Origin of the sequence: Shigella sp. FJ200513, from assembly GCF_040495915.1 — a bacterium.
GTDB lineage: Bacteria > Pseudomonadota > Gammaproteobacteria > Enterobacterales > Enterobacteriaceae > ECMA0423.
The window spans coordinates 1-21777 of sequence record NZ_JBDYCV010000028.1; the positions used below are offsets into that span (position 1 = coordinate 1).

Sequence of the window (21777 nt, forward strand, 5' to 3'; positions counted from 1 at the left end):
TTTTTCTGCTCATTATTAGCTCCTTCTGATGCCATTCTATTTCAGGAAGGAGTGTCCGTTAAACTCAGGCTACCTCACGGAGCCCGCTTCGCCTGCCCCGAGATTCACTTCGATCTTATCACCAAACCAGACGCGCTGAGTCACAAAGGTGGCATCAGGTTTAATTGGCGTCACAGTTTCAAAGAAGCGGAAACCCCAGGTCAATAATTTCTCAGACTCATTAAAACGGATACGGTCAGTTTTCGCCCCCAGCACTACGGAGATTAAACGCATATCACCCTGGGTAGCCGAAGCAACCAGATTATATCCCGCACCTGCCGTGGTTCCTGTCTTCATGCCATCAACATTCAGATTGCTGCTCCACAGCAGACGGTTACGGTTAGGCTGACGAATTTTGTTGAAGGTGAACTCTTTCTCTTTATGAATGGCGTACTCTTCCGGCACATCGTGGATCAATGCTTTACCCAGCAATGCCATATCGCGCGCGGTACTGAACTGCCCCGGCGCATCCAGGCCGTGCACCGTCTGGAAGGTAGTGTTGGTCAGCCCCAGTTTTTTGGCATAACCATTCATCAGACCAATAAAGGACTCCTGGCTCCCGGCAACGTAATCTGCCAGCGCAATACAGGCGTCATTACCGGACTGGATAATCACACCTTTGTTCAAGTCTGCCACCGAAACCTGATCGCCCGGTTTGAGGAACATTACCGATGAACCACGCAGTGCCGGATTTCCCGTCGCCCAGGCATCTTTACCGACCGTCACCATATCGGTGAGTTTAATCTTATCGGCCTTAAGCGCCTGCCCAACCACATAGCTGGTCATGATTTTAGTCAGGCTCGCAGGATCCAGTTTCTCATCCGCATTGCCTTCTGCCAGCACTTTACCGCTGGCGTAATCCATTAAAATCCATGCACGCGCATCCACGCTCGGCGCTTCAACGGTTTGTTCGGCCGCGAATGCCGTTGGGGCAAAAAGGAATAAAAATGCAGAACCCGCTGCAAGACCACGAAGGAGAGAGGAGTATTGCGTCATAAATGCCACCCGAGTATCCATTCAAAAAAATACGTTATATCGCCGTATGATAAGTTCGGTGATTAATAACGCACACACAAACTTAAAGAAACCGTAAGTTGGTAAAGTTTTTAAAGTTTATGCAATATCCTGCCGCTTCGCTGCTTCTGGTGTCATTTTTTTGCCAGCTGTTGCTTAAAAGTTAACTTTACTTCACCATCGGAGTCCTGTTCAGTCTGTGGCTGCCTGTCGGAAAAGGGGTGAGTATGATTACGCTGTGGGGTCGGAATAATTCAACTAACGTAAAAAAAGTATTGCTGACGCTCGAAGAACTGGAACTACCTTATGAGCAAATTCTCGCGGGCCGTGAGTTTGGGATAAATCACGATGCTGATTTTCTGGCGATGAACCCTAACGGGCTGGTGCCGTTGTTGCGTGACGACGAAAGTGATCTCATTCTTTGGGAATCAAACGCCATTGTCCGCTATCTGGCGGCACAGTACGGGCAAAAACGCCTGTGGATCGACTCACCGGCACGTCGTGCGGAAGCGGAAAAATGGATGGACTGGGCAAACCAGACGCTCAGTAATGCTCATCGCGGGATCCTGATGGGATTAGTCAGAACACCACCGGAAGAGCGCGATCAGGCCGCCATTGATGCCAGTTGCAAAGAGTGCGACGCCCTGTTTGCCCTGCTCGATGCGGAACTGGCAAAAGTAAAATGGTTCTCTGGCGACGAGTTTGGTGTGGGCGATATCGCTATCGCACCGTTCATCTACAATTTGTTTAACGTTGGCCTGACCTGGACACCGCGTCCAAATCTGCAACGCTGGTATCAGCAACTCACTGAACGCCCCGCAGTGCGCAAAGTGGTGATGATTCCCGTTAGCTAATTGCGTGGGCTAACTTTAAGTAATTCCCCACTGGACTCGTCGGTGAGAACGTATAAATAACCGTCGGGTCCAGTGCGAACATCACGAATTCGCTGCCCTCTGTCCGTTAAAATACGGCCATCTTCTGTCACTTTGTCGCCGTTGACGCTCATCACAATGACATCTTTATCTTTCAGCTCCCAATAAATAATTTTTGCTGCCACTGGGGGAATTTATCGCTGTTATAGAAGGCCATGCCGCTCACAGCGGGCGAATCTTTCCAGTAAAAAACAGGTTGCTCGGTCCCGGCGACGATCTCCCCTTTCGCTTCCGGTATCTTAAAGCCTGAATAGTTGATTCCCCAGGTTGCCAGCGGCCAGCCGTAGTTTTTGCCTTTTTGCGGGATATTAATTTCATCACCACCGCGCGGGCCATGTTCATTCAGCCACAGTGCATTACTCCACGGATTCATCGCCATTCCTTGCGGATTACGAATGCCATAAGACCAGATCTCGGCGCGCGCACCGGATTCCTTTATAAAAGGATTATCATCCGGGATTTCGCCCTGGTCGGTCAGACGCACCAGTTTGCCCTGTAATTTATCCAGATCCTGCGCCGTCGGGCGCTGATTGTTTTCGCCCAGAGCAATAAAAAGATAACCTTTACCGTCGAATACCAGCCGCCCGCCAAAATGGTTGCCGGTAGACAGTTTTGGCATCTGGCGGAAGACGGTGCGGAAGTCGGTCACTTTTGAGAGATCATCACTTAAGCGGCCATAACCCACAGCAGTTCCGGCTTTGCCATCATCGCCAACTTCGGAATAACTTAACCAGATGCGGCGAGACTGAGCAAAATCAGGCGCTAAAACCACGTCCAGCAGGCCGCCCTGCCCGTGCGCCCAAACGTCCGGAACTCCGGAAAGCGGCGCAGATAATCCTTTTCCTGCTTGCCAGTGACGCAACTCGCCGCCGCGCAGAGTGATTAACATACCGTGATTATCGGGTAAAAAGGCCAGTGCCCAGGGATGGTCGAGTTTGTCTTGCAGTACTTCGACATTTACCGTTGCAGGAGCCGCCCAGAGAGCGGAAGAAAGACAAATAAGGGGCACAAGGAAAAAGGATTGTCGATGCATAACGCCTCCGGATTGACTCTGGCTTAAAGCGTAGTCAGTGGAGGAGATAACAAATTCATTTTTACAAAAACTTAAACATGAAGGGGGAGACGCTTTCTCCCCCTTAGTTTTCAGGCCTTCTCAAGCATGGCGTGCTTCTGCAGGCTCTGGATACTCAGCGTTAAGCTCATCAGACAATTTTCAAGCTTATCGGCGTTGACGGTAATAACAGTCGGGCAATCATGGTGCCCACTCATCAAACATACTGCGGCTGTCGCTAATGCTTCTTCAGCATGATGAAGAGCACTCCACTCTTCCTGATCCAGATGAAGATTCAACCGCAGCGATTTATCGTGCAGTTCGCGATTCAGTTTAAAAAAGTTATCTCGTAGATGATTGCTTTCGCTGACGGACATGTATCCTTTTGCCTTCCTCAGTTGCACGTATGCAGCGAGGTCAACGCGTGCGTCGATCAACCGGTTCAGCAGATCGATTCGCTGTCTGTCAACGAACATACTTCGATCCTCCTCTTTCCAGCCTTGTTGCAATTAAATAGTATGGCTATTTTTTGAGCAAAATGCTGTCCAGGATCAATTCTTCACGCCGAATTAACAAAATTTACATTTCCTTCGCCTCCGCCAGCGAATGAGATTGCGATACAAATTTTATCCAGAACTCTGTAGAATCCCTGCCCTGACCTTTCCTGTAACTGAATATTTTTTAAGCTATGAGCAAAGTAACTCCCCAGCCGAAAATCGGCTTTGTTTCCCTTGGCTGTCCGAAAAACCTTGTCGATTCAGAGCGTATTCTCACCGAACTCCGCACTGAAGGTTATGACGTGGTACCGAGCTATGACGATGCGAACATGGTGATCGTCAACACCTGCGGCTTTATTGACAGCGCGGTACAAGAATCACTGGAAGCCATTGGTGAAGCGTTGAATGAAAACGGCAAGGTAATTGTGACCGGTTGTCTGGGGGCAAAAGAAGATCAGATCCGCGAAGTCCACCCGAAAGTGCTGGAAATCACCGGGCCTCATAGCTATGAGCAGGTTCTGGAGCACGTTCATCACTACGTGCCAAAACCGAAACACAACCCATTCCTGAGCCTGGTGCCAGAACAAGGTGTGAAACTGACGCCGCGTCATTATGCCTATCTGAAAATTTCGGAAGGCTGTAATCACCGCTGCACCTTCTGCATTATTCCGTCTATGCGCGGCGACCTGATGAGCCGTCCGATTGGCGAAGTGTTAAGTGAAGCGAAACGTCTGGTAGATGCGGGCGTTAAAGAGATTCTGGTGATCTCGCAGGATACTTCCGCCTATGGCGTTGATGTTAAACATCGTACTGGCTTCCACAACGGCGAGCCGGTAAAAACCAGCATGGTCAGCCTGTGCGAACAGTTATCGAAACTGGGGATCTGGACACGTCTGCACTACGTTTACCCTTATCCGCATGTGGACGACGTCATCCCACTGATGGCAGAAGGCAAAATCCTGCCGTATCTGGACATTCCGTTGCAGCACGCCAGCCCGCGCATTCTCAAACTGATGAAGCGTCCGGGTTCTGTAGATCGCCAACTGGCGCGCATCAAACAGTGGCGCGAAATCTGCCCGGAACTGACCCTACGCTCAACCTTTATTGTCGGCTTCCCTGGCGAGACGGAAGAAGATTTCCAGATGCTACTCGACTTCCTGAAAGAAGCACGTCTGGATCGCGTTGGCTGCTTTAAATACAGCCCGGTTGAAGGTGCAGACGCCAATGCCCTGCCTGACCAGGTTCCGGAAGAAGTGAAAGAAGAACGCTGGAACCGTTTCATGCAGCTGCAGCAGCAGATTTCCGCCGAGCGCCTGCAAGAGAAAGTGGGCCGTGAAATTCTGGTGATTATCGACGAAGTGGACGAAGAAGGCGCGATTGGTCGCAGCATGGCAGATGCACCGGAAATCGACGGCGCGGTTTATCTCAATGGTGAAACCAACGTTAAGCCGGGTGATATCCTGCGTGTGAAAGTCGAGCACGCCGATGAGTACGATTTGTGGGGTAGCCGGGTTTAATTAATTCAGGCCGGGCAAAATCATTTGTCCGGCCTGCGAATAATGATTACTGCCAGCTAATCTGTGCCCTGCCGTTTTTCTTACTCTTATACAGCCGCTCATCCGCCAGCATTTTCAAGCGTTCGACGGTAGTACATTCATTTGAATGCGCTACACCGATACTGGTGCTTAAATTAATGCTTCCCACCTGGAAATGAACGATTTCTTTTAGTATCGATAGCAACTCTTCCAGCGTGCCGCCAGTATAAATCACCGCAAATTCGTCACCTCCGAAGCGGTAGACTTTACCTTTATCTACCGGGATCTGTGATTTAAGGATTTTCACCACTTTCATCAACACTTCATCGCCCAGCAAATGACCGAAGGTGTCGTTAATGTTTTTGAATTTATCGACGTCAAACAGACACAAATAACCGCCTTTTTCCGGCAGCGCTTTTAAATCTTCATCAAAGGATTTTCTGCCCATTGCTTTGGTCAGGTCGTCCAGGAACGCCGAGTTATACATACTGTAGAGTTTTTTGACATCGGCAGCCGAAAAGAAAAGCCCGCCATCCAGTACGCGTTCAAAATGGTTATTAATGATGGCTTCTTTCTCCACAATACCACGATTAATCACTCTGCGTACCAGATAGAGGCAACTGGCACCCAATATCACTGCCACCAATGCGGCAAAGAAAATAATCAATGTACAAACCCGCAAATAAACATCTTTTTTATACGCAAATACGTACAATCCGGTCGGCAAATAGGCGAAGTGCTCCATCGCTTCCGAAACGGTGAAGATGGCGTTTTTAGCATTATATTCATCACCGGTCACCGGTTTACCGTTCTTAAATAGAGAGAACATCAGGTTCTCGCTGTCCATCACCAGCGATTTTGACAGTAAAGAAAAACGCTCCAGACCAAGCAAAAATATCAGACTACGATTGTGAGTTACCGGATAGAGGTAATAGACGAAGGTTTTACCGTCAAAAGAGATAAACCCTGTATTTTTGACATGTCGATACTTCACAACCTGCATAATATCTGCACAATAATTTTTCTCGAACTCCTTTACCTGAATACATTCGTCACTGGAAATCAGATAAGGACCGACATCGTACAAATAAGAGGGGGAAACCGAGTCGGCGTAAGCTGTGCGCAAACCAACCAACAGCTGTTCCTCCGTGGGATTTAGCGTGTTGATAAGATCAATTGCCACGCTACGCCGATATTCAGCAATATTTGCCACCGCAAAAGCAGTATCAATAACGGACTGTTTCAGGCTATACACCCGTTCCTTTACCATTTGAGTGTAGATCCCGCAGGCAACTGCTGAAATCATGATAAAAATCAGCAGACTGACTGTAAGTACGAACTTATTGATTCTGGACATACGTAAACTACTCTTTTACTAATTTTCCACTTTTATCCCAAGCGGAGAATGGCATGGGTTTCTGGTACAGATACCCCTGAGCCTGAACACATCCTAATTTAATTAATTCGCGCGCAACGTCTTCGCTCTCTACGCCTTCCGCAATCACCGGGATCCGGTTATAGCGTGCCAGATCGAAAATAATGCGCACAATTTTTCCCGCAGTACCGAAAATATCGCCGGTAAATTGCGAGTCCACCTTTATGCTGTCTGGATTAATTTCATAAAAACGTTTCAGGTTTGACAAACCGGTGCCAAAGTCATCAATCGATATCCGTACCCCTTGTTTACGCAGTTGTTCAATATTGAGATAAAAATGTTCATTAATTCGCTCGATCACGGTTTCAGTGATCTCAACACAGAGGCTGTTCGCCTTCAGGCCATTTTCTTTCATGATGGTGGTAAAACGCTCATGAAAGTGCGGTTCGTTTAACTGCCAGGGCGAAACATTAATATGCAGTAAGAAATCATCCTTCAGCGACGCACGTTGACTAAAATGTCTGAATTAACCCATTGCCGTTTTAATAATCTGATAACCCAGCTCATTGATAAACCCGATATCTTCAGCAATGGTAATGAACTTCAGCGGTGAAATGATCCCCCGCTCCGCAGAAACCCAACGGCACAACGCCTCCGCGCTCAGAATGGCGCGGGTGTTAATATCAACGATCGGTTGATAGACGAGGAATAGTTCGCCAATTTCCATTGCATGGCGAATATTACGCGCAATCCAGATATTCTCTTCTATTTCGTTGAGTTTCGCGTCATCACAGAAAATAAACTCGGAGAACATATGGTCACGGATACTGGAAATCGCCAGTTTCAGTTTTTCTGCGTAACTCCAGGCGTTTTCCCCCTGCAAAGGTTCACAAATGGCAGACTTATGGATGCGCAGATTGCGGTAGCCAAAGCTGCTGTCAAAATCGTTTACCATCGCTATTTTACGGGTAAATGTCTGTACATTTTCCCGACACAGAAGTAAATAGAGATCGGCATTGAATGTCACGATATCGCAGCATTGCGCATATTTCTCGGCAATTCGCTGACACAATTTCCTGACGATTTTATTGCGTTCATCAACACCAAACACCGCCTCCACGGCTTCCAGACCACACAGTTTGATGATCCCCACAGCCAGATACTGATTATTGTTGGACTCAATAATCGCCATATTTTTAATAAAACCGCTTTCCTGATCGTAAGAGATCAGTGAGAGCAATTTATTTGACCGTTCAATTTCGGCATCTTTCATTTCCGCGATCGAATTTTTGATGCTGATAATCTCTTTCGCATCGCCTTCGCGAATTTTCAGAGCCTCGATCTGATCCGTTGAGTCGGGCAAAAACGCCAGCGTATTAACCAGCTCGGTCATTTCAGAAAATTGCCGACGGAACACACGAGTGGTCATGAAATATACCACCAGCAACACGATAATAATGAACGCAAACGGTAGATAAAAAAGTTTATCTGATGCGTTCAATAAATTACCGCCAGGATAATAAAAATAGATTTCGAACAATGCATTATTTGGCACTGCTGATGTCTTTGCAATATACTCCGTATCGACAGAATCAATAATATTATAATTACCTTCGCTATTATAAATAATCAGTTTTTCACGAGCGAGTTGATTCTTGGCAATGATCTCATGACCTTGTTTCAAAAATAGAACTTCATCATTAGCGCTGATTTGATCAAGATACTCGTTCAGATACCGCCAGTTTAAATCGACATGAATTTTATCTACCGCTAACAAATCGTGATCTTTGCCGTTGATACGTAGCGTAAAAGAGATACATTTTTTACCCGGACGATCAAAGCAATTGTATGCCGGATTCCAGCTGTTGTTAGAGTCATCTGAAGCCACCGACCACGGTCGTTTCGATGGGTTAAAATCGGCAAAAATAACCCGCCCTGACTCGTCGACAAGCGGTCCATTTACTTGTTCCTGATGATAAACAACGATTTTATCATTCGCCCTCCGCGAAAAGAGATAATATTTATTATCATCAAGTACCAGTCCCACCGAGTCTAAAAATGGCATCATTTCCATTTTCAGAATCACGGCGCGTTGAATCTCCTCTGTATTTTTTAATAAATACAGTGAGTCCTTTAATGTCAGGGCCGAACGTTCAATATCTTTAAAGAAATAGCCAACGTTTTTCTGAATAAGTTCAAAGCGGCTATCGGCACGTTTTACCGCGCGTTCCGATACCAGTTGATAGTTAATCATGAAAAAAAGACCAATAAATGACAGTGCTGCCAATAAAAATAAAATTATCAGCCTTATCTTTTCGTATAAACTCAGCATGTTAATACATTTAACAAAATAACTATCTGAACGCTGTGCCGCTGCAAAAATAGTCCCTTGCTGCGGCTTTTTAACCAAATTACCCGATTCTACAAAATCAGCAGAAAGTTACAACACTTGCTTAGGGCAATAATTTCCTGTGAGGTGATTACCCTTTCAAGCAATATTCAAACGTAACTATCCTTTAATTTTCGGATCCAGCGCATCGCGTAAACCATCGCCCAACAAATTGAACGCCAGTACGGTCAGAAAAATAGCCAGGGCCGGAAAAACAGCGACATGCGGCGCGATAACCATATCCGCTCGTGCCTCATTGAGCATTGCTCCCCACTCTGGTGTCGGCGGCTGCGCACCGAGGCCGAGAAATGACAGGCTGGCGGCAGAGATAATCGAGGTGCCAATGCGCATGGTGAAAAACACCACGATAGAAGAGACGGTCCCAGGCAGGATATGACGCAATAAAATGGTCATATCGCTGGCACCAATACTGCGTGCTGACTCAATAAAGGTTTGCTGTTTCAACACCAGCGTGTTGCCGCGCACCAGGCGGGCAAACGCGGGGATGGAAAAAATGGCGACTGCGATAATCACGTTAGCAATGCCGCTTCCCAACACCGCAACAACAGCGATCGCCAGTAAAATACCCGGGAAGGCAAACAGCACATCGCAAATGCGCATGATCAGCCGATCCCACCAGCCTTCATAATATCCAGCCAACAAGCCCAGCAACGTCCCTATCGCCACACCGATAAACACGGCAAACACGCCCGCCGCCAGCGAGATTTGCGCACCAACCAGGACACGGCTGAAAATGTCGCGCCCCAGTGAATCGACGCCAAACCAGTGCTGCAAAGAAGGTCCGTTATTCAGATTGTCATAATCAAAATAATTTTCGGCGTCATAGGGAGCGATCCAGCGTGCAAAAATGGCCACCACAATCAATAAAATAACGAATAATGCGGCGGTCATCGCCATATGCTGACGGCGAAATCGTCGCCAGAATTCATGCCACGGTGTACGTACCTGGTCAGGTTTGACCAGTGGCATGGCGTTTAACACCGCCTGACGTCGCCAGTTAAATAGTCGCATCCTTACTTGTACCTGATAGCCGGGTTAATGGCGGCGTAAAGCACATCCACCACTAAGTTGATAAGAATAAATTCCAGCGAGAAAAGCAGAATTTCCGCCTGAATCACCGGGTAATCGCGCATTTCTACAGAGTCAACGAGTAAGCGTCCAAGTCCGGGCCAGTTGAAAACTTTCTCCACCACGATAGAACCACCGAGCAAAAAGCCAAACTGTAAGCCCATCATGGTCACTACCGGGATCATCGCGTTGCGTAGCCCGTGTTTGAGGACAACCCAGGTTTCGCTCACCCCTTTCGCCCTCGCGGTACGCATATAATCTTCGCTTAAAACGTCGACAAATGACGCACGGGTAAAGCGCGCCATCACGGCGGCCACTGCCGCGCCGAGCGTCAGGGAGGGTAAAATGTAGTGCTGCCAACTGTCTGCTCCCACAGTAGGCAGCCAGCCCAGTTCAACGGAGAATACCTGAATTAAAAACATCCCCAGCGCAAATGCCGGAAACGAGATCCCCGACACCGCAATGGTCATACTCAATCGATCCGGCCAACGATTACGCCAGACGGCGGCGATAATTCCCGCCGCCATACCAAATATCACCGCCCAGACCATACTGGTTATGGTCAGCCATAGCGTTGGCATAAAGCGGCTGGCAATCTCATCGGCAACCGGACGACGCGACACCATCGACAGGCCAAAATCCCCCTGCACAGCATTGCTGATATAGTGCCAGAACTGGTGATACAGCGGCTGATCCAACCCCAGCTGCTGACGCACCAGTTCTATAACCTGCGCATCAGCTTCGGGCCCGGCAATCAATCGCGCCGGATCGCCGGGCAGCATGTGGACAAATAAAAACACCAGCACCGAGACGATAAACAGCGTCGGAATCAACCCCAGTAATCGTTTGATAACGTAATAAAGCATTCCACTCCCTGCGTTGCTTATTGCAAATCCGCGTCTTCAAAGCTGAAGCCGGTATCTGGCATGATCCAAAAACCGGTCAGGTTTTTACTGTGTGCCGACACCAGTTTTTCTACCACCAGCGGGATCCACGGCGATTCTTGCCAGATGATATCCTGCGCCGCCTTATATAAGCGGGTCTTTTCCGCCGGATCATTCGTTTTCAGTGCCTGAGCCAGGAAGTCATCCACCTGTTTATTGCTGTAAAACGCGGTATTAAACAGCGTCGGTGGCCAGTTTTGCGAGGCAAACAGCGGCGATAGTGCCCAGTCGGCTTCGCCGGTTGAAGCCGACCAGCCAGTGTAGAACATCCGCACGCCACTCTCTTTTTGCCCTTTACCTTCAACTTCTGCCGCCCGCTGTCCGGCATCCATCGCGGTCACCTGGGCTTTAATCCCGACCTGCGCTAACTGCTGCTGGGTAAATTGCAGCACTTTCTGCGCGGTGCTGTGGTTATGTGACGACCACAGCGTGGTACTGAAACCGTTGGGATATCCCGCCTCTTTCAGTAATTCGCGCGCTTTCACTGGATCGTAAGGCCACGGTTTATAACTTTGCGCGTAGGCGATACTTGGCGGTACCACACCAGTAGCTGGAGTTGCATAGCCCGCAAAGGCAACTTTCACCAGCGCCGGACGGTTAATGGCGTAATTCAGCGCCTCACGGACCTTCGGGTTATCGAACGGCTTTTGCGTCACGTTCATACTGATATAACGCTGCATAATTGACGGACTGGCCATCAACTCGATATTTTTGTTTTTCTCCAGCAGTGTGGCCTGCTCGTAGGGAATGGGGAAAGCAAACTGCGCTTCACCGGTTTGCAGCATTGCCGCGCGGGTGTTGTTATCCGCCACCGGACGCCAGGTTATGCTGTCCAGTTTGGGCAATCCTGGCTGCCAGTAACCCGCGAATTTTTTCACCTTCACAAAATCGGTCTGATTCCAGGTATCCAGTTCATACGGTCCGGTTCCCACCGGATGAAAACCAATCTCCTTGCCATATTTTTCCAGCGCTGTCGGTGAAATCATCGCGGTCGCCGGATGGGCAAGAATATTAATAAACGCTGAGAACGGCTGTTTGAGGGTAATCTTTACCGTTGTCGGATCGATCGCCTCCGTTTTGGCAATATTCTTATACAGGTTATAGCGTTTAAGATGATTCGCCGGATCGCTGGCCCGGTCCAGATTCGCTTTTACCGCCACTGCGTTGAAATCGGTGCCATCCTGGAATTTAATTCCTTCCCGCAATTTCACGGTGTAAGTAATGCCGTCATCGGAAACGGTATAACTCTCCGCCAGCACGTTTTTCAGTTTCATCTCTTTATCCAGACCGAACAGCCCCTGGTAAAACGATTTCGCTACGGCCTGAGATAACGTGTCATTCGCGTCATACGGATCGAGCGTGGTGAAATTCGATCCTACCGCCACCACCACATCTTTGGCAGCGAATGCACAAGATGCCATCAACGCTGTCGCAATGCCCAGCGCCACTAACCCACTACGGTGTACAGCTCTTGCCATTTTATTCTCCGCCTGAATGTTATCTACGCATGAATGCGTATTCTGATTGTGGTTGTGCGACGTAATGCCCCGGCCCGACGCATTGCAACGAGACGGCTGCCACCTCTTCGCCACGCAGATGAATATTGCTGGGAAGATCGTCCGACAGCAGTACACGCTGCGGTCGTTGTCGGGACGGTTCAGCGACCGGAACTGCCGCCAGTAATTTACGCGTATAAGGATGCTGCGGGTTTTCGAAGACCGCGCACCGTGAACCAATTTCAACAATTTGCCCGAGATACATCACCGCCACACGATGACTAATCCGCTCTACCACAGCCATATCGTGGGAGATAAACAGATACGCAATGCCGAAATCACGCTGGAGATCGAGCAACAAGTTGATAATCTGCCCGCGAATAGAAACATCCAGCGCCGAAACGGCTTCGTCGGCAATGATCACTTTTGGATTCAATGCCAACGCGCGAGCAATGCAGATGCGCTGGCGCTGACCGCCGGAAAACTCATGCGGGTAACGCCAGGCATGTTCAGGTAACAGGCCCACGCGCTCCAGCAACCACGCAACGCGTGCAGCCGCGTCTTTACCTGGCAATAAACCGTGTACACGCAGCGGTTCGATAATCGAATCACCGATGGTCTGACGTGGGTCCAGCGAAGCGTAAGGGTCCTGAAAAATAAACTGAATATCCCGGCGCAATGCCTGAAGTTTGCCAGGTGACAAGGTATCGATTCGCTGACCGTTAAAGATAATTTCGCCGCCCTGCGATTCGACCAGGCGCAGCAACGCCCGCCCGGTAGTGGATTTACCGCTGCCAGACTCGCCCACCAGCGATAGCGTTTCGCCAGGCCAGAGATCAAAACTGACTTTCTCAACGGCATGCACTTCCCGCGTTACGCGATTCAACAAACCGCTGCGCAAAGGGAAACGGGTGACAAGATTACGCACCCGTAAAACAGGTTCGCCATCCACCACCGTTTTCTGCTCGATGGGGGGTTCCTGTTTCGCTGGATGTTCAAGCGATATCAATGGGAAACGTCGGGGATAATCTAACCCTTTCATCGCACCAAGTTGCGGAACAGCAGCTAACAGCGCACGGGTGTAAGGATGTTGCGGTGCATGAAAAATCTGTTCGACGGTACCCGTTTCCACCGCCTCGCCCTGATACATCACCAGTACCCGATCGGCAATCTCTGCCACCACGCCCATATCGTGAGTGATAAAGATAACGCCCATCGACATCTCTTTTTGCAATACTTTGATTAATTGCAGGATCTGCGCCTGAATAGTGACATCCAGCGCGGTGGTTGGCTCATCGGCAATCAGCACCGCCGGGCGGCATGACAGCGCCATCGCAATCATCACTCGCTGGCGCATCCCGCCAGAGAGTTGATGCGAATAACGTGAAAGAATGGTTTGTGCCTCCGGAATGCGTACCTGATCCAGCATCCGCTTCGCCTCGACCATCGCTTCTTCACGACTGGCGTTCTGATGCAGACGAATTGATTCGGCAATCTGTTCACCCACAGTAAATACTGGGTTCAGCGATGTCATCGGCTCCTGAAATATCATCGCCATATCCGCACCGCGCACATGGCGCATTTGTGCAGCGCTCTGCTCGCTAAGTTCAATCACATCACGACTGCGCCGCCGCAACAGCATTTTATCGCACTGTACTAAACCGCCCGCCTGTTCCAACAGACGCATCAATGCCAGCGCAGTCACTGACTTACCGGAGCCGGATTCGCCTACAATTGCCAGCGTCTCACCGCGTTGCAGACTAAAAGAGAGATTGCGGACCGCAGCTATTTTCTGCTGGTCCTGCATAAAGGCAATATTAAGATTTTCAACCGCCAGCACATTACCGGCATCAAGTTCATCACTGTGTGGCAACGGTGTCCCCTTTTTCACGGTAGATACCGGTGGTTGGCGTATCGCCTGCGTAGCCCCAGGCGCGATACATTCCTTCGGTGTTAAACGGTAGCGCGACATTCCCTTCATGGTCGATAGCGATTAAGCCACCGCTACCGCCAAGCGCAGGGAGTTTTTCCATTACTACCCGCTCGCAGGCTTCCGCGAGACTTAATCCGCCGTAATCCATTAACGCGGCGATGTCATATGCCGCCAGCGCGCGGATGAAGACTTCGCCTGTGCCGGTACAAGAAACCGCCACACTGGCGTTATTGGCGTAGCATCCGGCACCCACTAAGGGACTATCGCCAACTCGTCCGGGTAATTTATTGGTCATTCCGCCTGTGGACGTGGCTGCCGCCAGATTGCCGTCTAAATCCAACGCCACGGCCCCCACGGTGCCCATTTTCTGTTTTTCATCCAGTGGCGCACCGCTATGGTCGAGGACTGTTGCCCCTTCCTCGCGCGCTGCCAGTAGTTGTTCATAACGCAAAGGCGTGGAGAAAATCTCCGGTGAGACGCGCTCCATGCCATGAGCAAACGCAAAATTTTCTGCCCCTTCGCCAATCATCATCACATGCGGGCTTTGCTCCATCACCAGCCGGGCGGCAAGAACCGGATTACGCAGATGACTAACGCCCGCCACCGCACCGGCTTTCAGGGTGTTACCATCCATCACACAGGCGTCCAGTTCATGGGTTTCATCACGCGTAAAGACAGCGCCAATTCCGGCGTTAAACAGTGGACACTCTTCCAGCAGACGCACCGCTTCCGTCACCACATCCAGCGCACTTTCGCCGGCTTCCAGCATTTTCTGCCCGGTTTCAACAATGGCAGACAACGCCTCGATGTAGCGTAATTCCTGTTGCAGACTCATCTGCGCGCGGCTAATTGCACCTGCGCCACCATGAATTGCAATGACTGCTTTGCCCATAGTATTCGTCCATTAAGGGTGGCTCGCCACTTTTGCTATAAATATCAGAATTTTTATGAATTACTCATTCAATTTTTGAATATAGAAAGATGGATATGGCATGTAAAGGCAGGAGCCAACGCTACGCCCGAGGTGGCATACAGTCTATGGCGTTTTTCTGACATAATAGGCAAATTCGATTTTGCCTCCGCAGGAGTGTTTTCATGGAATTTACCACCGGATTGATGTCGCTCGACACCGCGCTTAATGAGATGCTTTCTCGCGTTACCCCACTGACCACCCAGGAAACGCTGCCACTGGTTCAGTGTTTTGGTCGTATTCTGGCGAGCGATGTCGTTTCGCCACTGGATGTCCCGGGGTTTGATAACTCCGCTATGGACGGCTACGCGGTGCGTTTAGCCGATATTGCCTCCGGGCAACCGCTGCCCGTTGCCGGTAAATCCTTTGCCGGTCAGCCATACCATGGTGAATGGCCTGCGGGTACCTGCATTCGTATTATGACCGGTGCGCCGGTGCCGGAAGGCTGCGAAGCGGTGGTGATGCAGGAGCAGACTGAACAAACGGACAATGGCGTGCGTTTTACTGCTGAAGTGCGTAGCGGGCAAAATATTCGCCGTCGCGGTGAAGATATCTCTGCAGGTGCGGTTGTTTTCCCGGCGGGAACTCGCCTGACTACCGCAGAGCTGCCAGTAATTGCTTCACTGGGGATTGCCGAAGTTCCGGTGATTCGTAAAGTGCGTGTAGCGCTTTTTTCTACCGGTGATGAACTCCAGTTGCCCGGTCAGCCGCTGGGCGACGGCCAAATCTACGACACCAACCGTCTCGCCGTACACCTGATGTTAGAACAGCTGGGTTGCGAGGTAATCAACTTAGGGATTATCCGCGACGATCCACATGCCCTGCGCGCCGCATTTATTGAAGCCGACAGCCAGGCGGATGTAGTGATCAGTTCCGGCGGTGTTTCAGTGGGTGAAGCGGATTACACCAAAATGATTCTTGAAGAGCTGGGGGAGATCGCCTTCTGGAAGCTGGCGATTAAACCAGGTAAACCGTTCGCGTTCGGTAAACTCAGCAATAGCTGGTTCTGCGGCCTGCCGGGCAACCCGGTTTCAGCGACGCTGACCTTCTATCAACTGGTACAGCCTTTGCTGGCAAAACTAAGCGGCAACACCGCCAGCGGCCTGCCCGCGCGCCAGCGCGTACGCACAGCGTCCCGCCTGAAAAAAACGCCAGGACGTCTTGATTTCCAGCGCGGCGTGCTGCAACGCAACGCCGACGGTGAACTTGAAGTGACGACCACCGGACATCAGGGTTCACATATATTTAGCTCCTTTAGTCTCGGCAACTGCTTTATCGTGCTGGAACGCGATCGCGGCAATGTGGACGTGCGCGAATGGGTGGAAGTAGAACCGTTTAACGCGTTGTTCGGAGGCCTGTAATGGCGGAACTCAGCGATCAGGAGATGCTGCGCTACAACCGGCAAATCATTCTGCGCGGTTTTGATTTTGACGGTCAGGAGGCGCTAAAAGATTCTCGTGTGCTGGTAGTCGGCCTCGGTGGACTCGGCTGCGCAGCTTCGCAGTATCTGGCAAGCGCCGGTGTCGGCAACCTGACGCTGCTCGACTTCGACACGGTTTCGCTCTCGAATCTGCAACGCCAGACACTGCACAGTGATGCCACGGTCGGGCAACCGAAGGTGGAATCCGCCCGTGACGCCCTGACGCGGATCAACCCACATATCGCGATTACGCCAGTCAATGCACTGCTAGATGACGCAGAACTTGCAGCATTGATTGCTGAACACGATCTGGTGCTCGACTGTACGGATAACGTTGCGGTACGTAATCAACTGAACGCAGGCTGTTTTGCCGCGAAGGTGCCGCTGGTTTCCGGCGCGGCAATTCGTATGGAAGGGCAAATCACGGTCTTCACTTATCAGGACGGCGAACCGTGCTATCGCTGCCTTAGCCGTTTGTTTGGCGAGAACGCGTTAACCTGCGTAGAAGCAGGCGTGATGGCACCGTTGATAGGCGTAATTGGTTCGTTGCAGGCAATGGAAGCGATCAAACTGCTGGCAGGTTATGGCAAACCGGCCAGCGGGAAAATCGTCATGTACGATGCGATGACCTGTCAGTTTCGCGAAATGAAACTGATGCGCAATCCGGGGTGTGAGGTGTGCGGGCAGTAATTGCCACCTCCAAGCCTGATAAGACGCGACAAGCGTCGCATCAGGCATTTGCTCCAGACGCCAGATGCGGCGTGAACGCCTTATCTGGCCTACGGTTCGGGCACAGATTTCCAAGCGCGGCAGGCATCGGTGCACTCCGCCACGTCATCAGCAATTTATGAGGATGCAGAACGTCCGGTTAAATCGACGTTCTGCCAAACGCTCCCTGCCAGTCCTGCTCAAACTTCGTCACAGCGGCTTCCACCGCCGGATAGCTAATCATCTGTTGTGCCACATCCAGTGGCAGAGTAATTGATTCACATCCGGCCAGTAAGCAGTCCAGCGCCTGACGCGGGGTTTTGAAACTCGCTGCCAGCACTTTCGCCTGCGGCGCATGCATTTTCAATAACTGGTGTAAGTCGGTCACAGTCTGAATGCCGCTACCGCCCTGAGCATCAATACGATTAACGTAAGGCGCAACATATTCCGCACCTGCCAGCGCCGACAGCAGCCCTTGTGCCGCGCCATATACCGCGGTTCCCAGCGTCGGAATCCCTTCCGCTTTTAACATCTTAATCGCTGCCAGCCCCTCGGCTGTCACCGGAACTTTCACCACGATATCCGCAATAATAGAACGCAGCTTAAGCGCGTCATTCACCATCCCTTCAGCAGTGGTAGCCATTACCTGGGCAAACAGACGCCCCTGACCGCCCATCGCTTCATGAAGTTGCGGAAGCACAACATCCAGCGGTTTTTTACCCGCGGCGATAATGCTTGGGTTAGTGGTCACACCCGCCAGCGGAAAAATACGTGACAGCGCCTTCACCGCAACAACGTCTGAAGTATCCAGATACAGTTCCATAACCATCCTCAAAATGTACTTTTTGTCTGAATGTAGACTATCACGGGAAAACTCTCTGAACAGTTGACGCACATCAATCTAACTTTCATTCGAAAGTATTTTAATGTTTGAACGAAACAGAGAGGCAACTATGATTTTCAATATTCAGCGCTACTCGACCCATGATGGCCCCGGTATCCGCACGGTCGTATTTCTTAAAGGCTGTTCGCTGGGCTGCCGCTGGTGTCAGAACCCGGAAAGCCGCGCCCGTACGCAGGATCTGCTGTATGACGCACGACTGTGTCTGGAAGGCTGCGAGCTGTGCGCTAAGGCCGCGCCGGAAGTGATTGAGCGCGCGCTGAATGGTTTGCTTATTCATCGGGAAAAGTTAACCCCGGAGCATCTGACGGCGTTAACCGACTGCTGTCCGACACAGGCGTTAACCGTGTGTGGTGAAGTGAAAAGCGTTGAGGAGATCATGGCGACCGTTCTGCGCGATAAACCGTTTTACGATCGCAGCGGCGGCGGCTTAACGCTTTCGGGTGGTGAACCCTTCATGCAGCCGGAAATGGCGACGGCGCTGCTGCAAGCCTGCCACGAGGCAGGCATTCATACTGCGGTAGAAACCTGTCTGCATGTGCCGTGGAAATATATCGCCCCTTCTCTGCCCTATATCGATCTGTTTCTTGCCGATTTAAAACACGTTGCCGACGCGCCGTTTAAACAGTGGACCGACGGTAACGCCGCCAGGGTGCTGGATAACCTGAAAAAACTCGCCGCAGCGGGCAAAAAAATCATTATCCGCGTGCCGCTGATTCAGGGCTTTAATGCCGACGAAACCTCTGTAAAAGCCATTACCGATTTTGCCGCCGACGAGCTGCACGTTGGCGAAATTCATTTTCTGCCCTACCACACGCTGGGCATCAACAAATATCACTTACTTAATCTGCCCTATGACGCCCCGGAAAAACCGCTTGATGCGCCAGAGCTGCTCGATTTTGCCCAGCAGTATGCCTGCCAGAAAGGGTTAACCGCGACCTTACGAGGATAACAACCATGACCACACTGAAACTGGACACGCTCAGCGACCGCATTAAAGCGCACAAAAATGCGCTGGTGCATATTGTGAAGCCGCCAGTCTGTACCGAGCGCGCGCAGCACTATACCGAGATGTATCAACAACATCTCGATAAGCCGATCCCGGTACGTCGCGCGCTGGCACTGGCGCATCACCTGGCGAATCGCACCATCTGGATCAAACACGATGAGTTGATCATTGGCAACCAGGCAAGCGAAGTTCGCGCCGCGCCGATCTTCCCGGAATATACTGTCTCGTGGATCGAAAAAGAGATTGATGATCTGGCAGATCGTCCCGGTGCTGGCTTTGCGGTGAGCGAAGAGAACAAACGTGTTCTGCATGAAGTGTGCCCGTGGTGGCGCGGTCAGACGGTACAGGATCGCTGCTATGGCATGTTTACCGATGAGCAAAAAGGTCTGCTGGCGACCGGCATCATTAAAGCGGAAGGCAATATGACCTCCGGCGATGCGCACCTGGCGGTCAATTTCCCGCTGCTGCTGGAAAAAGGGCTTGATGGTCTGCGTGAGAAAGTAGCGGAACGTCGCTCGCGCATCAATCTGACGGTGCTGGAAGATTTGCACGGCGAACAGTTCCTGAAAGCGATTGATATCATGCTGGTGGCAGTCAGTGAACACATTGAACGTTTCGCTGCCCTGGCGCGTGCAATGGCCGCGACCGAAACCCGCGAAAGCCGTCGCGATGAACTGCTGGCGATGGCAGAAAACTGCGATCTTATCGCCCACCAGCCGCCGCAGACTTTCTGGCAGGCGCTGCAACTGTGTTACTTCATCCAGTTGATTTTGCAGATTGAATCTAACGGTCACTCGGTGTCGTTTGGTCGTATGGATCAGTATCTCTACCCGTACTATCGCCGCGACGTTGAACTGAACCAGACGCTGGATCGCGAACACGCCATCGAATTGCTGCATAGCTGCTGGTTGAAATTGCTGGAAGTGAACAAAATCCGCTCCGGCTCCCACTCAAAAGCCTCTGCGGGAAGTCCGCTGTATCAGAACGTCACCATTGGCGGACAAAATCTGGTTGATGGTCAACCAATGGACGCGGTGAATCCACTCTCTTACGCGATCCTCGAATCCTGCGGTCGCCTGCGTTCCACTCAGCCTAACCTCAGCGTGCGTTACCATGCAGGAATGAGTAACGATTTCCTCGACGCCTGCGTACATGTGATCCGCTGCGGCTTCGGGATGCCGGCATTCAACAACGACGAAATCGTGATCCCGGAATTTATTAAACTCGGTATTGAACCGCAGGACGCTTATGACTACGCAGCGATTGGTTGTATAGAAACCGCCGTCGGTGGCAAATGGGGCTATCGCTGTACCGGCATGAGCTTTATCAACTTCGCCCGCGTGATGCTGGCGGCGCTGGAAGGCGGGCGTGATGCCACCAGCGGCAAAGTGTTCCTGCCACAAGAAAAAGCGTTGTCGGCAGGTAACTTCAACAACTTCGATGAAGTGATGGACGCGTGGGATACGCAAATCCGTTACTACACGCGTAAATCAATCGAAATCGAATATGTCGTCGACACCATGCTGGAAGAGAACGTGCACGATATTCTCTGCTCGGCGCTGGTGGATGACTGTATTGAGCGAGCGAAAAGTATCAAGCAAGGCGGCGCGAAATATGACTGGGTTTCTGGCCTGCAGGTCGGTATTGCCAACCTCGGCAACAGCCTGGCGGCAGTGAAGAAACTGGTGTTTGAACAGGGCGCGATTGGTCAGCAACAGCTGGCTGCCGCACTGGCGGATGACTTCGATGGCCTGACTCATGAGCAACTGCGTCAGCGGCTGATTAACGGTGCGCCGAAGTACGGCAACGACGATGATACCGTCGATACGCTGCTGGCTCGCGCTTATCAGACCTATATCGACGAACTGAAACAGTACCATAACCCACGCTACGGTCGTGGTCCGGTTGGCGGCAACTATTACGCGGGTACGTCGTCTATCTCCGCTAACGTACCGTTTGGCGCGCAAACTATGGCAACGCCGGACGGGCGTAAAGCCCACACCCCGCTGGCAGAAGGCGCTAGTCCGGCCTCTGGTACTGACCATCTCGGCCCTACTGCGGTCATTGGCTCAGTGGGTAAACTGCCTACGGCAGCGATTCTCGGCGGCGTGTTGCTCAACCAGAAACTGAATCCGGCAACGCTGGAGAACGAATCTGACAAGCAGAAACTGATGATCCTGCTGCGTACCTTCTTTGAAGTGCATAAAGGCTGGCATATTCAGTACAACATCGTTTCCCGCGAAACGCTGCTGGAGGCGAAAAAACATCCGGATCAGTACCGCGATCTGGTAGTGCGTGTCGCGGGTTATTCCGCCTTCTTCACCGCGCTCTCTCCAGACGCTCAGGACGATATCATCGCCCGTACTGAACATATGCTGTAATCTCTTCGGCCCGGCTGCGGCGTCGCCGGGCTAAATCATTCACATCATCAATTTCATCCTTACTTTCATTCGAAATATAATTTGTGCTCTGCGT

General features: G+C 51.0%; 14 protein-coding genes and 3 pseudogenes. 6 read left to right on the forward strand and 11 right to left on the reverse strand.

The window, feature by feature from the left end:
• Positions 1–75: 75 nt before the first annotated feature.
• Positions 76–1035: pseudogene (locus tag ABZJ92_RS08465) on the reverse strand (serine hydrolase); the annotation flags it as partial.
• A 245-nt stretch (positions 1036–1280) separates the two neighbouring features.
• On the opposite strand from ABZJ92_RS08465, the gene gstB reads away from it, so the two are divergent.
• On the forward strand, positions 1281–1907 hold the full coding sequence (gstB, locus tag ABZJ92_RS08470; protein WP_001295292.1) for a glutathione S-transferase GstB: 627 nt from the start codon (positions 1281–1283) through the stop codon (positions 1905–1907).
• Here the strand turns inward: gstB and yliI are convergent.
• A pseudogene (gene yliI, locus ABZJ92_RS08475) lies at positions 1904–3018 on the reverse strand (aldose sugar dehydrogenase YliI). The gene gstB and the pseudogene yliI overlap by 4 nt on opposite strands.
• 110 nt (positions 3019–3128) lie before the next feature.
• Complete coding sequence (gene bssR, locus ABZJ92_RS08480; protein WP_000497137.1) at positions 3129–3512, reverse strand: biofilm formation regulator BssR; 384 nt, start codon at positions 3510–3512, stop codon at positions 3129–3131.
• 212 nt (positions 3513–3724) lie between these two features.
• On the opposite strand from bssR, the gene rimO reads away from it, so the two are divergent.
• Entirely contained in the window at positions 3725–5050 is a 1326-nt protein-coding gene (gene rimO / locus ABZJ92_RS08485) for a 30S ribosomal protein S12 methylthiotransferase RimO (protein WP_000049388.1), read from the forward strand.
• A 46-nt stretch (positions 5051–5096) separates the two neighbouring features.
• Here the strand turns inward: rimO and ABZJ92_RS08490 are convergent, their stop codons facing one another.
• From ABZJ92_RS08490 to iaaA, 7 genes and pseudogenes are all read right to left on the reverse strand, one after another.
• A complete protein-coding gene (locus ABZJ92_RS08490) occupies positions 5097–6425 on the reverse strand; it encodes a GGDEF domain-containing protein (RefSeq protein ID WP_000086920.1) in 1329 nt (442 codons plus the stop codon).
• Positions 6426–6432: 7 nt separating this feature from the next.
• Positions 6433–8775, reverse strand: a pseudogene (locus ABZJ92_RS08495) (sensor domain-containing phosphodiesterase).
• 177 nt (positions 8776–8952) lie between these two features.
• Positions 8953–9864 carry a glutathione ABC transporter permease GsiD gene (gsiD, locus tag ABZJ92_RS08500; protein WP_001236054.1) on the reverse strand — a complete coding sequence of 304 codons (912 nt, stop codon included), beginning with the start codon at positions 9862–9864 and terminating at the stop codon, positions 8953–8955.
• Positions 9865–9866: 2 nt separating this feature from the next.
• Positions 9867–10787 (reverse strand): glutathione ABC transporter permease GsiC, encoded by a 921-nt coding sequence (gene gsiC, locus ABZJ92_RS08505; protein WP_000967687.1) that lies wholly within the window; start codon positions 10785–10787, stop codon positions 9867–9869.
• Positions 10788–10804: 17 nt separating this feature from the next.
• Positions 10805–12343 (reverse strand): glutathione ABC transporter substrate-binding protein GsiB, encoded by a 1539-nt coding sequence (gsiB, locus tag ABZJ92_RS08510; protein ID WP_000090147.1) that lies wholly within the window; start codon positions 12341–12343, stop codon positions 10805–10807.
• 19 nt (positions 12344–12362) lie between these two features.
• Complete coding sequence (gene gsiA / locus ABZJ92_RS08515; protein ID WP_001120569.1) at positions 12363–14234, reverse strand: glutathione ABC transporter ATP-binding protein GsiA; 1872 nt, start codon at positions 14232–14234, stop codon at positions 12363–12365.
• Positions 14221–15186: a beta-aspartyl-peptidase gene (iaaA, locus tag ABZJ92_RS08520; protein ID WP_000513761.1), complete on the reverse strand. Its 966-nt coding sequence runs from the start codon at positions 15184–15186 to the stop codon at positions 14221–14223. Before iaaA ends, gsiA begins: the two co-directional genes overlap by 14 nt.
• 203 nt (positions 15187–15389) lie before the next feature.
• Between iaaA and moeA the strand changes: the two genes are divergently transcribed.
• Complete coding sequence (gene moeA / locus ABZJ92_RS08525) at positions 15390–16625, forward strand: molybdopterin molybdotransferase MoeA (RefSeq protein ID WP_000397398.1); 1236 nt, start codon at positions 15390–15392, stop codon at positions 16623–16625.
• Positions 16625–17374, forward strand: a complete 750-nt coding sequence (gene moeB, locus ABZJ92_RS08530) for a molybdopterin-synthase adenylyltransferase MoeB (protein WP_000829250.1) — start codon at positions 16625–16627, stop codon at positions 17372–17374. Before moeA ends, moeB begins: the two co-directional genes overlap by 1 nt.
• Before the next feature lie 178 nt (positions 17375–17552).
• Here the strand turns inward: moeB and fsa are convergent, their stop codons facing one another.
• Positions 17553–18215 carry a fructose-6-phosphate aldolase gene (gene fsa, locus ABZJ92_RS08535; RefSeq protein WP_000424888.1) on the reverse strand — a complete coding sequence of 221 codons (663 nt, stop codon included), beginning with the start codon at positions 18213–18215 and terminating at the stop codon, positions 17553–17555.
• A gap of 130 nt (positions 18216–18345) precedes the next feature.
• Here fsa and ABZJ92_RS08540 point away from each other — a divergent pair, with 130 nt between their 5' ends.
• Both ABZJ92_RS08540 and ABZJ92_RS08545 read left to right on the forward strand, forming a co-directional pair.
• Positions 18346–19245 carry a glycyl-radical enzyme activating protein gene (locus ABZJ92_RS08540; RefSeq protein ID WP_000576964.1) on the forward strand — a complete coding sequence of 300 codons (900 nt, stop codon included), beginning with the start codon at positions 18346–18348 and terminating at the stop codon, positions 19243–19245.
• 5 nt (positions 19246–19250) lie between these two features.
• The gene (locus ABZJ92_RS08545; RefSeq protein WP_000209313.1) at positions 19251–21683 is read left to right on the forward strand and encodes a glycyl radical protein; all 2433 of its coding nucleotides are present in this window, start codon (positions 19251–19253) and stop codon (positions 21681–21683) included.
• Positions 21684–21777 lie beyond the last annotated feature (94 nt).